This window comes from Collinsella sp. An7, assembly GCF_002159335.1.
Lineage (GTDB): Bacteria > Actinomycetota > Coriobacteriia > Coriobacteriales > Coriobacteriaceae > Coprousia.
Map to the genome: position 1 here is coordinate 274052 of NZ_NFHP01000002.1, position 14879 is coordinate 288930.

Sequence of the window (14879 nt, forward strand, 5' to 3'; positions counted from 1 at the left end):
AAAGCGGCAGGTCAGAGGGCTTAGATCAATCTGAGAAAGTTCGACACGTTCTTACCAAAAGCTGTCACGAATCTAACCACCCGGTTAGATTCGTGACAGAAGCCGTAGAAAAACGGTCAGGATTTGGTTGGACAAACATTGAAGCGTTTAAAGTTTGGCTCAACTCACTTTTTCTGACACAAAGCGACACAGAACCTCCACGCCGCTCGGGCGCCACCCCAAGACGCACGCCTTCTGCTCGCGAGCCCGTGCAAAAAACAGGCGGCCCAACAAGCCGCCCGCACGCCTATATATGCTCCGCCACACGCCGCGCGCCCGCACCGCGCAGCGCCCCGGCACCCAACGGCACCGGCAGCGCACCCGCTACAGCTTTACATCCGGGTCGAGACTCTGGGCACTCACGCGCATCGCCCGTGCCAGGGTCAGGCACGCCTCGAGCCGCACCGAGTCGAGCTCGCCCGCGGCCTCGGCCTCGCGCACCGCGCAACCCGGCTCATGCGTATGCGTGCAGTCGTTAAAGCGACAACCGTGCGCCGCCTCCACCACCTCGGGAAAGACGCGCGCCAGCCCGCGCTCATGCCCCACCAGGGGCAAGCTCCTAAGACCCGGCGCATCGGCAACCACCCCGCCACCGGGGAGCAAGACCATCACGCGCGCGACCGTGGTGTGCCGGCCCGCGTCATCGCGCTCGCGCACGGCACTCGTGGCCAGCACCTCATGCCCAAGCAACGCGTTGAGCAGGGTGGACTTACCCGCGCCCGATTCTCCCAGAATCATGGCGCACGTCCCCACCGGTACACGCTCGCGCACTGCGTCGACGCCCTCACCCTCCGCCGACGAGGTCACCACCACGTCAACGCCCGAGCCCACCAGCCGCCGCACGCGCCCAAGCTCATGCTCGAGTTCGTCCGGCGTGCAGCGATCGGCCTTGGTGAGCACCACGGTCGCCGCCGCGCCGCAATCCGCCGCGAGCACGAGGGAGCGCGCGATGCGGTCGAGCAGCACCTCGCCCGCCCCGAGCGCCGCCACCACGAGCACGCGGTCAACGTTGGCGCAGAGCACCTGCCGCTCGCCGCGGTTCTTGCCACGCCACCGCTCGAAGGCGTTGCGCCGCGGCAGCACACGCTCGATCACGCCCATGTCGTGCCCCGGGGCGAGGCGCACAGCTACCGCGTCGCCGATGGCGGGCAACAGCCCCTCGTCGCGCTCGCGGTCGCGCTTGGCAAAACCCACGGCGTGCTCGGCGCGAAACGTCGCCTCCGCCGTCGTCACCAGGGGAAACCCCCGGTCGAGCCTGATCACAAACCCGAGGTGCATCTCGTCGGGAGCGTCGCTCCCCGCCCGGAACTCCTCAAAGGCCGCGCGCTGCGCATCGTCCACACGGAGGTCGTCGAACGACGGGGCATCGGCCAGGGCCGCGCCGGAGGGCAGCGATGCGATCGCCGCGGCATCCAGAGCCGCGTCCGCCCCTGCACGCCGCCGAGCGCCGGCGCGCGAACCCGTCTTCTTCCGAGCTTTCTTTGCCATGCAAACCTCCGCAAGCTACCTGCGGAGATTATAGCAGCGTCTTGTCTGGGCTAACCAAGAGGCTCCAAGACCGGCAATCTGCCGCCTTGCACCCGCGCGGGGCTTCAACGGCATGCTGCGGCATGGCACTGCGCAGCTGTGACCGCGGCGAGAAGTCCTTGCCGGGAAACACTGCCGTGAGCACCTCGGGTGCCGGAACGACGACCTCCCTGCCGTCGGCAAGCGTATAGATCACCGCCCCGCACATCAGCATGATCCTAACCTGACGGTGGACGGGATCCTGCGGGTTGAACCCTCCCCGCCTGCCGAAGCACCCGTCAACGAACTCCCGGTAGCGCTCCATCGACGAGTACGCGGGCGCGGGCAGCTCAAACGGCGCGCGACCGTCCTCGCCAGACGCGTCCGCGCCGCATGCGCCCTCGTCGCCCGGCTCGTCTTCGCCATCTGGCGCCAGCATGTCCTCCGTCAGCCACATATCGGGTGCAACCAGCTCGCCCGCCTTGTCCCTCATGGTCCTCACCACCCGTTCCGAAGCCCCACGGTCCAGCCCCGGGCCCGGCAGCACGCCGCCGGCCCGCAATCTCTCGCCGGATGCCCGTCTCAGCAGTCCTCGTCGGGCGCCTGGCCGTCGTGCGCCGCCCATTCGCAGGGGCCGAGCGAGATGTCGCTGAACCGCGCCGTGAACGACGAGTCTTCCGGCGATGCCGCGTACACGCCCACGCGCACCGCGCCCGCAGCCTCGTGCAGATGGCAGATGCGCATCTGCTGCCAGCTTGCGCCGTCGCCGGAGCACTCGATGCGAAAGTCGTCCTCGCGGCGGCTCAGGCGATACCACATCTGGCGCGTAGACGCGGGAATCTCGGTCGTCGCCCAGTCGGACCATCCATGGTTGGTAACGACGCTCCCCAGGTGCTGGTACTCCTCGTTCTCGTACTCAACCGATGCCTTGATCCAGTTCTCGGCGTCAAGGTAGAGCGCGACACCGCACTGGTCGAAGCGATGGTGCGCGTCGGAGAAATCCGTGCGCACGACGAACGAGAAAAAGCGCTCGGCAATCTCGAGCTGCAGCACCGGCGCGTTGTCGTTGCGAAAGTGATAGTAGGTGCGCTGCCACAGGTCGGTCCCGGGCTCCGTGGTGATGGCGAGTGCGCCGTCCGCGACCTCCCAAGAGCGCGGCTCGCGCGTCCACGTCATCGTCTTCCAGTCAACCGTCATATCGATCGCACATCCCCTCTCTCGCAGCCGCCGCACAGCGGGCCGGGGCTCGCAGCGCCCCCATCCGTCCATGCGCTCGTCACACGTGCACTACGGCAATGGTAATACGATTCGTCGCCCCCCGGGCGTAACCAATGTGCTGGCGCCGAGCGGCCGGGAACCCGCACAGCGAGGCATCGCCAGAGAACCGCTTTAGCGCTTCTTGTGCGGCCACTTTTTCGCCGGCGCCTCCTCGGCCTGCCGGGCGCGCATCCCGCGCACCTCGCCGGAGAACTCCTCCCCCGCCTTCGTGAACCCGTCCATCTTGCGGCTCACCTTGCCTGCGTGCGCCTCGGCCCTCTTCTTGCCCTCGACGGCGGCCTCGGCGCGCTTTTGGCGGTTGAGCTCCTCGAGATTTACGCCCGCCTCGCCCATGAGCGCCTCGACGTTCTTCTTGGCGTTGGTGGTCCCCACCTTGAGCACCACGGACATGAGCGCACCCAGCACGAGCGCCACCACGCCCACGATGCCCCACCCGGCGCCAAAGCCGCCGTAGAACCCGCCGTAACCCAGCAGGAAGCCGACCGCCACGAGAGAGTACCCCAGGCGCAGCCACACGTTCAGCCGCTGGATGGCATCGGTCTGCAGGCGCGCCTCGCGAATGAAGTCGTCGCGCGTCCAGCGGGAGGTGTCGAGGGGGTTGAGCTTGGCCATGATGCGTCTCCTCACGCGGGAAACCGATAATGAAACGATACACGTAAAACAAGGAAGGGGCTGCGGAACAGAGCGCCCGCAGCCCCTCGATGCGATCACGAAAGCACGGCAGCGCCTTGCGTTACGCCCCGGCCGTTGCGATGGTCGCCGCGCCGAAGAAGCCGATCACCGAGCCCACGAAGGCGACCACAAGCAGGATGAGCATCGTGATGATGGGGCTGACCTTCTTCTTGGACATGAGCCACCAGCACAGCAGGGTGAAGATCAGGGGCAGCAGCTTGGGGAAGATGCCGTCGAGCGTGCCCTGGAGCGTGCCGCCGCCGGGTCCGCGCCCCACAGCTCACAGAGGGCGCGCACCGCGTGAGCCTTGTTGGTGCCCCGCGGCATCACCTCGATGAGGATGTTCGAGGAGCGCATGACGGCGAGCTCAGGAAAGCGCCCGCGCAGCTCGCCCTCGATGCCCACCGTCTGGGCGGGATCGCAGATGAGCAGGAGCTTCTGCACCTCGTCGTGCGCGATGGACGCGATGTCGCCCTCGCGCGCCTCGGCCATCACGATGCGCTCCTCGTTTCTGAGGCGCTCGTCGTCCTTGCGCGGCGAGACCCAGTCCTCGAAGGCGTAGGCGCTCCACGTGAGGTCGAACCCCCGCCGCTCGATGAACTCGACCACGTCCTGCGCGGTCTTTTTGCTAAAGCCGTGATGGTAGACAACGGAGCGGTCCCGGTCCAGGACAACGCCGCCGCTGTAGGTGACCACCGGGCACGCGATGTCGTTCTGCTCGAGCATGGGGTAGGTACCTGTGATACCGCGCGCCGTGACGATCACGAACGGCAGGCGGCGCTCTTCGGCCTCGACGCCGGCGCCCCCGCCTTCCGCATCACGCGCGTCACCTACGACGCCAACGAGCGCCCCTTCGAACTCACCGTCACCCTCGCCCCCGGAGACCGCAACAGTTACGAGCTCTCCTCCCCGAACGGCCTCGCATAGCCAACAAGTCCGCACGTCCTGAGCCTGGCTCCGATTTATGCCAACGGCTCCGCATAACAAAGGGCCGGGCGCAACCCCGGAGGGTGTTTCCCGCAGCCGCAAAGCGGCGAGGACCACACCCGAAGGGGTTGCGCCCGGCCCGGTCAGGTCGAAGCGTGTAGCGCGCCCTTACGCGTCCTTCTCCACCGAACGCATGATGGCCTTGTAGACCTCCATGAGCGGGATGATGAGGAACGCAAGACCCAGTGCAGAGGCAAGCGCCACCGGCGGCAGCTCCATGAAGCCGAACATCTCGGCCAAGAACGGCACCTCGACCACGATGACCGTCAGGATGAGCGCGAGCACCGCGGCACCCCAGAGCCACATGTTCTGCTTCTTCATGGTGAAGAGCGACTGACGGCGGCTGCGCATGTTAAAGCAGTGGAAGATCTCGACCATGGAAAGCGTAATAAACGCCATGGTCACACCCTCTTCGTCGGCGGTACCGGCAATCATGTCGGCGATGTTGATATAGCCCATGTCGAAGTACACGCCCACAAAGAAGCTCGCGAGCACAAGCGCGGTGATGATGATGCCCTGCACCACGATATCGAGGCCCATGCCGCCAGCGAAGACGCCGTCCTTGGCGTTACGCGGCTTGCGCTTCATGATGTCGCCCTCGGCGCCTTCCATACCGAGCGCAAGCGCCGGGAAGCAGTCCGTCACGAGGTTGATCCACAGCAGCTGCACCGGCTGGAAGATGGTAAAGCCCACGAGCGTGGCCACAAAGACCGAGAGCACCTCGGCGATGTTGGCCGAGAGCAGGAACTGGATGACCTTGCGAATGTTGTCGTAGATGCGACGACCCTCTTCCACCGCGTTGATGATGGTGGCGAAGTTGTCGTCGGCGAGCACCATGTCGGCCACGTTCTTGGTGACGTCGGTACCGGTGATACCCATGCCGACGCCGATGTCGGCGCGCTTGATGGAGGGCGCGTCGTTAACGCCGTCGCCCGTCATGGCGACGATGTTGCCGCGGCTCTTCCAAGCGTCGACGATGCGCGCCTTGTGCTCGGGCTGGACGCGCGCATAGACGCTGTACTCGGTGACCTTCTCGTGGAAGTCCTCGTCGGAGATCTTGTCGAGCTCGGCGCCGGTGATGGCGTGGCCCGCGCCGTCGCCCTCGAGGATGCCGAGGTTCTTGGCGATGGCCACGGCGGTATCGATGTGGTCGCCCGTGATCATGACCGGGCGGATGCCGGCCTCGCGGGCCTCGGCGATGGCGGGTGCCACCTCGGGGCGCTCGGGGTCGATCATGCCGGAGAGACCGCAGAACACGAGGTCGTGCTCGAGCGCCTCAGGGCTGCAGTCGGCGGGCACCTCGTCCCAGGTGCGGCTCGCGAGCGCCAGCACGCGCAGGGCCTCATCGGCCATGGCCTTGTTGGCGGCCAGGAGCTCGGCCTTGCGCTCGGCCGTGAGCGGGACAATCGCATCGCCGTCGTAGATCTGCGTGCACAGGTCGAGCACCACGTCGGGCGCGCCCTTGGTGTACTGCTCAAAGGTGCCGTCGGCCTCTTCCACAACAACCGACATCATCTTGCGGCTCGAGTCAAAGGGCGCCTCGCCCACACGCGGGTGCTCGACCTCGAGCCCTTTCATGCCGGCCTTGGCGGCGTCGTTAACGAGCGCGCACTCGGTGGGCTCGCCCTGGGCCTCGCCGGCCTCCTCGTCCCACTTGGCGTCGGAGCAGAGCGCCATGCCGGCGAGGAACTTCTCCTCGGGCGCAGCGAGCACGTGCTTGACCACGGTCATCTTGTTCTGGGTGAGAGTGCCGGTCTTGTCCGAGCAGATGACGGTCGTGCAGCCGAGGGTCTCGACCGCCGTCATCTTGCGGATGATGGCCTGACGCTTGGCCATCTTGGTGACGCCCATCGAGAGCACGATCGTGACCACGGCCACGAGGCCCTCGGGGATGGCGGCGACGGCGAGCGACACGGCGACCATAAAGGTGTCGAGGATCATCTCGGGGTTCTGGCCGAGCTCGCTGCCGTGGCGGATGAGGTCGACGGCAAAGATGACCACGCAGATGCCGAGCACGAGCTTGGTGAGGATACCCGAGAGCTCGTTGAGCTTGATCTGCAGCGGCGTGAGCTCCTTCTTGGCGGTGGTGAGGGCGTCGGCGATCTTGCCCATCTCGGTCTTCATGCCGGTCGCGACCACCACGGCCATACCGCGTCCGTACACCACGGTGGAGCCCATGTAGCACATGTTCTTGCGGTCGCCGAGCGGCACGTCGTCGGAGTCGGGGGAAAGCTCGATGGCCTGCACGTGCTTCTCCACCGGCACGGACTCGCCGGTGAGGGCGGCCTCCTCGATCTTCATGCTGGCGCTCTCGAGCACGCGGCAGTCGGCCGGCACCGAGTCGCCCGCCTCGAGCACCACGATGTCGCCGGGCACGAGCTCAGACGAGGGCAGGTGCACGAGCTTGCCGTCGCGGATCACCTTGGACTGCGCGGCGCTCATCTGCTGCAGGGCCTCGAGAGCCTGCTCGCTCTTGGCCTCCTGCACCACACCGAGCACCGAGTTGATGATAACGACGGCCAGGATGATGATGACATCGGCCCACTCGGGCTCGCCCTGGATGGTGCCCGTGATGGCCGAGATAGCCGCCGCCACGATGAGCATGATGACCATCGGGTCGGCCATCTGCTCAAAGAACCGCTTCCACAGCGGCGTCTTCTCCTCCTCCTTGAGCTTGTTGGGACCCACGGCCGCCAGGCGCGACGCCGCCTCCGCGGAGCTAAGACCCATCTCGGCGCCCACAGATTGCTCCGCAAGCACCTCCTCAGCCGAAGCCAAGTATTCCTTTGACATACGTTCGACCCCTCCTGGGTGCATCAAGCCGCTCGGCAGATTGACGCCCGATCATAATTCCCCAGGGGTCGGGGCAAGGGCTCGTCAAGGCTGCCATGCCGAGAGGCAGCTGACAATAGCGACCATGATAGCGCAAATTGGGGGCGTGCTCCGCCGCGGGTGGCAATTCAAGACGCAGGCCCCTCTTAAGACTTAGTTAATGGAAAAATCTTCCAAAATCGGCGTGCGGTAGAAATTTCTCGGTTATCGGTTTTTTGTTGACGCTATAATGACGCGCGGATTCAGATGAGACGTAAGGCGACGTAGAACCAAGGAGGTTCGCATGTACAAACACACCAAGATCGTTTGTACGATGGGTCCGGCGTGCGACAACGACGACACCATCCGCGAGATGATCAAGGCCGGCATGAACGTGGCGCGCTTTAACTTCAGCCACGGTTCGTACGAGGAGCACCACGGCCGCATTGAGCGCGTCAAGCGCATCGCTGAGGAGCTCGACACCCCCATCGGCATCCTGCTCGACACCAAGGGCCCCGAGATCCGCACCGGTCTTCTTGAGGACCACAAGAAGATCACCGTGGCCGCCGGCGACAAGATCGTCGTGACCGCCGAGCCCACCAGCGAGGACCGCCTCGGCAACGCGAGCCACATCTCCCTCGACTACCTCGACCTGCCCCGCGAGGTCAAGGTCGGTTCCAAGATCCTGATCGACGACGGCCTCATCGGCCTCGTGGTTGACTCCATCGACGGCCAGGACATCCACTGCACCGTCGAGAACGGCGGCGAGATCGGCGAGCGCAAGGGCGTCAACGTCCCCAACGTCGAGATCGGCCTCCCCGCGATCACCGAGCGCGACCGTGAGGACATCCTCTTTGGTCTTAAGGAGGGCATCGACTACATCGCGGCCTCCTTCATCCGCGACGGCAACGCCGTGCGCGAGATTCGCCAGCTCTGCGACGAGAACGGCGGCGAGAACGTCGGCATCTTCCCCAAGATCGAGTGCGCTCTCGGCGTTAAGAACTTCGATGACATCCTCAAGGCCTCCCAGGGCGTGATGGTGGCGCGCGGCGACCTCGGTATCGAGATCCAGCCCGAGCTCGTGCCGCACATCCAGAAGACGATCATCGCCAAGTGCAATGCGGCCTACAAGCCCGTCATCACCGCCACCCAGATGCTCGACTCCATGATCCGCAACCCGCGCCCGACCCGCGCCGAGGTTGCCGACGTGGCCAACGCCATCTACGACGGCACCGACGCCGTGATGCTCTCCGGCGAGACCGCGGCCGGTAAGTACCCGGTCGAGGCTGTGCGCATGCAGGCCTCCATCGCTCACGAGACCGAGCGCCACATCGCTGAGCACGGTCCGCTCGAGGTCCCGGCTGGCAGCCACGGCACCCGCGTGATCAACAACGTCGTGGGTCTCTCCGCCGTGAACATGGCCACCACCATCGACGCCAAGGCGATCATCGTCCCGACCACCACGGGCCGCTCCGCGCGCCTGATTTCGCACTTCCACCCCAAGACCCCGGTCGTGGCGTTCTCGCGTCACAAGTGGGCCGTCCAGAAGATGATCATGTACTGGGGCGTTGAGCCGCACTATGCCGCCATCACCCAGGGCACCGTGGACGAGACCGTTCAGAAGGCCATCCAGGCCGCCAAGGACTGCGGTTGCGTGGAGAAGAACGACCTCGCCGTGGTGACCGTGGGCGACCCCAAGACCTCCGTTGCCCTGGCCGACAAGGTAACCTCCACCAACGTGGCCTACGTGGTGCAGGTGCACTAAGGCACACGCGGACAGAGGTTGCCGCGAGGCAGCTTGGCCGACTTGCTAGCTGTACAGGCCGCCGGGTTTGCGCCCGGCGGCTTTTTTGTGTCGCGGGGGCCGGGAGGCCGATGCCGCATGCCTGCGCAGGCAGCGCTGCGCCTAGGCATCGAGCGGGCCGCGGTAGAAGCCGCCGTAGAAGTTCTCCGTGCGCATGGTGTTGACGACGGCGCGCTCGTCCTCCCCACGCACCACGTGCAGAACGTCATCGAGCTCGTACGACGAGATGACCGTGGTGATGACCCAGTAGCGCTCGCGGCTGTAGCCGCCGATGACCTCCGCGCACGACGACCCGTGCCGAAACGCCTCGTGGTAGGCGCCGAGCACCTCGTCGGGCCGCTTGGTGGTGATCTGCAGGGTCAGACGATCGTAGCGGTGATAGAAGGTCTCGATCGCCTTGGTGGAGATGAACTGGAAGATGATGGAATAGGCCGCGGCGCGCCAGCCAAAGAGCACGCCAAAGATGCCGAGGACCACGCAGTTCCCCGCAAAGATGATGCCCCAGATGCTCCGACCCGTGCGGTTTGAGACCATGAGCGAAATAAAGTCCGTCCCCGCCGTGGAGGCACCGGCCCTAAGCGCCACCGCGATGGAGAAGCCGTACAGAAAGCCACCAAAGACCACCTGGAGCATGAGGTCGGCCACGAGCGGCCGGGTGCCGGTAAAGAAGTGCAAAAAGAACGACGAGAGCGCCACCTGCAGAAGCGAGAACACCACAAAGCGCCGGCTGATGCTCCGCCAGCAGATGAGGGCGACGGGGATGTTGAGGGCGATCATGCCGAGCGACGTGGAGAAGTGCACGCCAAAGAGCCCCGTGATGCGCTCGATGAGCAGGGCGAGACCGGTAAAACCGCTCGAGAGGAGCCCGGCGGGGCGCACAAAGGCCGCGATGGTGTAGGCCTGGAGGAGCGCCGAGACGATAACCGAAGTGAGCGTCCAGAGCCGGCGCACGACCGTGATGCGCCGGAAGCGACGGAGGCGCTCCATCTCGGCGGAGACGTCCAGGCGCGGCATGGGCGCGCGGAAGTTGATGCGGCGCCGACGGCGGGGGCCCGAGCCCCGGCGCGAGCGGTAGGCGCCGTGGAGCGGGTGCCGGTGCGGTGAGGGGGTGTTGGGCGAGGCGGCGGTGGGGGCCGCAGCCGACGCGGAGGCGGCGGTGGGGGCCGCAGCCGATGCGGAGGCGGCGGACTCTGCGGCCGCATAGGCGGACGCAGAGGCGCCCGACGCCGGCACATCGGACGGTGTGCCAGAGCCCAAAGCGCTCATCGGCGCCCTCTCGGGCCCGGAGGCATTGGCCGACGTCATGCCGGGAGCCTCTTCCCCGCCCGTCAAAGACCCCTCGGACCCTGACGTCCCATCCTGCCGGCCCGTCGTCTCCATGCGACCAAACCCCCTGCTCAGCGTATCCGCAGGGCCGCACCGGCCAGTCCGCGCGCCGGACCAGGCAAGCGCAGCCCCTCGCGACCGTCTCGTTCCACGACGAGGATACCGCAGACCGCGCGCCACAGGGGCGTCATTCCGGTAAGCGTCCGGGCAACTACCGCAGACTTCTTCGCATCGTTTGAAATGACCCCCTCCTCCAAATGGCTTTTGTTGTTCACTCATCCTTTGTGCGAAATGCAGCCAAATTCTGCTCAAAGGGTGAGTGAACGGCAAAAGCAATGTGCACAAAAGCTGAGTGAACGACGGGTGCCCCTCGGGGACAGGGTCAGAGGCGGGAGCGGAGGGCGGGCGGCACGCCAAACGAACAGCGGCTCGCCTGTCTTGACGGTCTCAATAACCGCAGCGGCTAGAGGCGCGCGGCGAGCAGCTCCTCGGTGCGATCGAGCGCCTCGGCAAACACATGCTCAAAAAAGTCGGTGGTGAGGAGCTCGTAGCGCGGGTTCTGGTCGCCGTGGTTGGTGCGGACGGTCTCGTGCGCCACGCCGATGGAGAAGAGTGTGGGTTGCTCCTCGATGGGATACTGCGGAAACGCCGCCGCGGCCGCGATGAGCCGCTTCGTTGCGCGCGGAACCATATCGAGCGGCAGCGCCTTGCCAAAGCGATCGAAGTCCCCCTGCTTCTTGATGCGGAACGACTCGCTCGGACGCCCGCCGTGCGCCTCGAGGAACTCGTTGACGCGCGTGTTCCAGAGGTTATCGGCCACCAGATGCGACCACGCACCGAGCACGAGGTCAAAGCGGGAGGCGTCCACTGCCTCGGGTGAGGTGTCCTCATCGGCCGCACATGCCTGCCACACCGGCGGCTCCGCCTCGGCATAGCGCTGGGGATAATGCAGGCGGCTCACATAGTCCTGCTCCACGCTGAGAAGCGCCACAGGGATGGGCTGATCGGCACCCTCGCGCCGCGTGCCGGCCGAGATACCGAGCCGCTGGGCGAGCGGCGCCACATAGGTGTCCCAGAACTCCCACTCCCGCGGCTTGGGGATGTGCTCGGGACGCGCCACGTGGGTCACGCGGTAGGCGATGGGATGCTCGATACCCGGAACCATATAGCCCACGTAGATGTCGGGCACGAGGTTGCCAAAGAGGAAGGCGTTGCGGTCGACCACGGTCTGCGCCACGACTCCCCCGCGGTTGAGCAGCCGCTCGGTCTGAGCGATATGGATGTTCCAACTCGGCACAGGGGCCTCCCGTTCTCCTGAACGTCTCCGGGCTTGGAATCCCTCCGCTCGTCGCCCTCAGCTCTTTTGCGCCCTGCGTAAAAGAACCTGCGGGAAACTCGCTGCGGGATTCCAAGACCGGAGACGCGACGTGGTCGCACGGTCGGGTGTAAAGAAAAGATGTTGCATGGGCGCCATGCGTGCACGGCGCCCGTAGGTCTGACGTGCATTAACCAGTTCTGGTTGCTATTGTACGTGTGTTTTGGGTCGGTTGGCGTCGCGGGAAGGTAAGGAGCGATGCAAGGAGCTCACCAACCGAAAGCACCGCGCCGCGCCCCAAAGTGCAACGCGCAACAAGGCCAACGCCCGCAGCAACCACAAGCCCCTCCCCGTTGTTTCCTCCCCCCAGCAGGGGGCGCGAAGCCAGCCCCCGGGGTCCGGGCACGCTACGACCCCGTGCGCTCAACTGAGTAGCCAGACGCCGACGGCGGGCGGTATCCCGGTAGCGAGTTTCCCGCAGGCGGCTCGCGCGGGAGCGCGAGCCGCCGAGGACCACGAGCGAACGGGATACCGCGCACCGTCGACCGGTCTGGTCAGTCCATCGTGCAAGCAAAGGGCAGCCTAGCCGCGCACCTCGCCGCCGACCGCCTTGCACACCTTCGTCACAAGCTTCCCGTGCACCCGCTCGACCTCCTCCGAGGTCAGGGTGTGGTCGTCGGCCCGATAGGTCAGCGCAAAGGCCATCGACTTCTTGCCCTCGCCCACGCGCTCCGCGTCGCGGTACACGTCAAAGAGCCGCACGTCGCGCAGAAGCTTGCCGCCCGCCGAGGTCAGGCGCTGCACGAGGGTCTCGCAGGTCACCGACTCGTCCACCACGATGGCCAGGTCGACGTCAACCGAGGGGAACGTGGAGAACCCGCGGTAGGCCGCCTGGTCGCGCGCGGCACGCAGCAACGCGTCGAGCGAGAGCTCAAAGGCAACCACGGGCAGGGCGATGTCGTAACGCTCGCGGACCTCGGGGTGAATCTCGCCCACCCAGCCGAGCACCGTGCCGCCGGAGAGCACCTCGGCGCCGCGGCCCGGCTGCAGGAAGGCGTAGCCCTCGCCCTCCGCCGGACGGAAGCGCACCTTCTCCACGCGAAGCTGCGCCAAAAGCTCCTCCACGACGCCCTTGCCGTCAAAGAAGCGCAGCGGCTTGCGAGGCTGGTTCCACGTAACGTCGCCCCACGCGCCCGAGAGCACACCGGCCACGCTCTGGCGCTCCTTGGGCAGGCTCGCGTTCTCGCGCCCGTGGAAGAGCGTGCCCATCTCATAGAGGTGCACGTTCTCGCTGCCGTGCGCCTCGTTATAGGCCACCGAGATCAGAAGCCCGGGCAGAAGCGTCCGGCGCATCTCGGACTGCTCGGCCACGAGCGGGCGCATGATCTTGACCGGCACGCCGCGACCCTCCTCGGTCATGCCCGTGCGCTCCAGATCGCCCGGTGCGGCAAAGGCGTAGGAGATGGTCTCGTTGAGGCCGCAGGCGCGCAGGATCTCGCCCACGCGGCGCACGAGCCGCTGGTCGTGGGTGAGACCGCCGATGTGGTTGCGGGCAGCGGGGATGGTCGCCGGCACGCGGTCCATGCCCCACAGGCGCAGGATCTCCTCGATGAGGTCGATCTCGCGCTCAAGATCGGGGCGGTTGGTGGGCACCGTCACGCTGAGGGTGCCGTCCGTCTCCTCGGCAACGGTGCAGCCGAGGCGGCGCAGGCGTGCGACCATGAAGTCGGTCGGGATCTCCACGCCCGAGATGGCGCAGGCGCGCTCGGGACGCAGGCCGATCACGCGCGGCTCAACGGGCACCGGGTACACGTCGATGGCGCCCGAGACCACCGTCGCGCCGCAGCACTGCTCAAAGAGCGCCGCCGCAATGGACGAGACCTCCGGGCAGCGGGTGCGGTCGACCTGGCGCTCGTAGCGAATCGACGCCTCGGAGATGAGCGAGAGGTTGCGGCTCGTGCGCGAGATGTGGCTCGAGTCAAAGCACGCGGCCTCGAGGAGCACGTCGTGGGTGGTCTCGTCGATCTCGGAATCGAGCGAGCCCATCACGCCGGCAAGGCACACGGGGCGCGCGCCGTCGTCGGTGATGACGCACATGTCGGGCTCGAGCGTGCGGTCCTGGCCGTCGAGGGTCTGGATCTGCTCGCCTTCGCGCGCCGCGCGCACCACCACGTGACGACGACCGTCGCGCTCAGAGAGCTTGCCGAGGTCAAAGGCATGGAGCGGCTGGCCGGTGAGCATCATGACGTAGTTGGTGACATCGACCACGTTGTTGATGGGGCGCATACCGGCGGCAGCGACGCGCTCGGCGAGCCAGTCGGGCGAGGGCCCGATCTTGACGCCGCGCACCACGCGCGCCGTGTAGCGGCTGCAGAGCTCGGGGGCGTCGATGCGCACCTCAACGAGGTCCTCCACGTGCACGGAGGTGTCCTCGTGCAGGATCTGGGGCAGCTCGATGTGCGTGTCGCGGTCAAAGATGGCGGAGGTCTCCTGCGCCATGCCCATCATCGAGAGGCAGTCGGGGCGGTTGGGGGTGATCTCGCAGTCGAGCACCGTGTCGGCGGTCTGGTAGTAGTCGGCAAACGGCACGCCCACCGGCGCGTCCTCGGGCAGGATCATGATGCCAGAATGATCCGAGCCGAGCCCCAGCTCGCGGGCCGAGCAGTTCATGCCGCACGACATAACGCCGCGGAGCTTGCTCTTCTTGATCTTGACGCCGCCGGGGAGCTCGGCCCCCACGAGCGCGGTGACGATATGGTCGCCGGCGTTGAAGTTCTGCGCGCCGCAGACGATCTGCAGCGGCGCGGGCTCGCCGTCCTCACCGAGGTTGAAACGACCGACGTCGACCAGGGTGACCCACATGTGGTCGGAGTCGGGGTGCGGCTCCTTGCTCACCACCTGCGCGGTAACGATGTGGTCGAACGCATCGCCCACGGTCTCGATCGCCTCGACCTCAGTGCCGGTGCGGATGTACTCGCGGCTGAGCTCCTCCGGCGATTCCGGCACGTCGATGAGGTCTTTCAGCCAGTTATATGAAACCTTCATGCTGCACTCTTTCTATCAAATGGGTCATTTGGGGACGTGTTCCATGTGACCCATGGGTCATCTTGGGACGGGGTTGTTTTGACCCATCCAGCTTTT

Annotated in this window: 11 protein-coding genes; 1 reads left to right on the forward strand and 10 read right to left on the reverse strand. The window is 66.2% G+C overall.

Annotation, left to right across the window (positions count from 1 at the left end):
* Nucleotides 1-363: 363 nt before the first annotated feature.
* The 7 genes from rsgA to B5G20_RS03415 form a co-directional block, all read right to left on the reverse strand.
* Nucleotides 364-1527, reverse strand: a complete 1164-nt coding sequence (gene rsgA / locus B5G20_RS03385) for a ribosome small subunit-dependent GTPase A (RefSeq protein WP_087355051.1) — start codon at nucleotides 1525-1527, stop codon at nucleotides 364-366.
* 28 nt (nucleotides 1528-1555) lie between these two features.
* Entirely contained in the window at nucleotides 1556-2038 is a 483-nt protein-coding gene (locus tag B5G20_RS03390; protein WP_087355053.1) for a hypothetical protein, read from the reverse strand.
* 89 nt (nucleotides 2039-2127) lie between these two features.
* Nucleotides 2128-2742, reverse strand: coding sequence for a DUF1349 domain-containing protein (locus B5G20_RS03395; protein ID WP_087355055.1), 615 nt, complete (start codon nucleotides 2740-2742; stop codon nucleotides 2128-2130).
* A 192-nt stretch (nucleotides 2743-2934) separates the two neighbouring features.
* Nucleotides 2935-3435: a hypothetical protein gene (locus B5G20_RS03400; protein ID WP_087355057.1), complete on the reverse strand. Its 501-nt coding sequence runs from the start codon at nucleotides 3433-3435 to the stop codon at nucleotides 2935-2937.
* A 121-nt stretch (nucleotides 3436-3556) separates the two neighbouring features.
* A complete protein-coding gene (locus B5G20_RS03405; RefSeq protein WP_087355059.1) occupies nucleotides 3557-3772 on the reverse strand; it encodes a PTS system mannose/fructose/sorbose family transporter subunit IID in 216 nt (71 codons plus the stop codon).
* Nucleotides 3700-4260 (reverse strand): HAD hydrolase family protein, encoded by a 561-nt coding sequence (locus B5G20_RS10310; protein ID WP_158094380.1) that lies wholly within the window; start codon nucleotides 4258-4260, stop codon nucleotides 3700-3702. Before B5G20_RS10310 ends, B5G20_RS03405 begins: the two co-directional genes overlap by 73 nt.
* Nucleotides 4261-4590: 330 nt before the next feature.
* Nucleotides 4591-7275, reverse strand: coding sequence for a cation-translocating P-type ATPase (locus tag B5G20_RS03415; RefSeq protein ID WP_087355063.1), 2685 nt, complete (start codon nucleotides 7273-7275; stop codon nucleotides 4591-4593).
* A 322-nt stretch (nucleotides 7276-7597) separates the two neighbouring features.
* Between B5G20_RS03415 and pyk the strand changes: the two genes are divergently transcribed.
* Entirely contained in the window at nucleotides 7598-9058 is a 1461-nt protein-coding gene (gene pyk / locus B5G20_RS03420; RefSeq protein ID WP_087355065.1) for a pyruvate kinase, read from the forward strand.
* Between the two features lie 141 nt (nucleotides 9059-9199).
* Here the strand turns inward: pyk and B5G20_RS03425 are convergent, their stop codons facing one another.
* From B5G20_RS03425 to pheT, 3 genes are all read right to left on the reverse strand, one after another.
* Complete coding sequence (locus B5G20_RS03425; RefSeq protein ID WP_239286849.1) at nucleotides 9200-10363, reverse strand: YitT family protein; 1164 nt, start codon at nucleotides 10361-10363, stop codon at nucleotides 9200-9202.
* Nucleotides 10364-10886: 523 nt separating this feature from the next.
* Nucleotides 10887-11720 (reverse strand): hypothetical protein, encoded by an 834-nt coding sequence (locus tag B5G20_RS03435; RefSeq protein WP_087355068.1) that lies wholly within the window; start codon nucleotides 11718-11720, stop codon nucleotides 10887-10889.
* Between the two features lie 600 nt (nucleotides 11721-12320).
* Nucleotides 12321-14783, reverse strand: coding sequence for a phenylalanine--tRNA ligase subunit beta (gene pheT / locus B5G20_RS03440; RefSeq protein WP_087355070.1), 2463 nt, complete (start codon nucleotides 14781-14783; stop codon nucleotides 12321-12323).
* Between the last annotated feature and the right edge of the window lie 96 nt (nucleotides 14784-14879).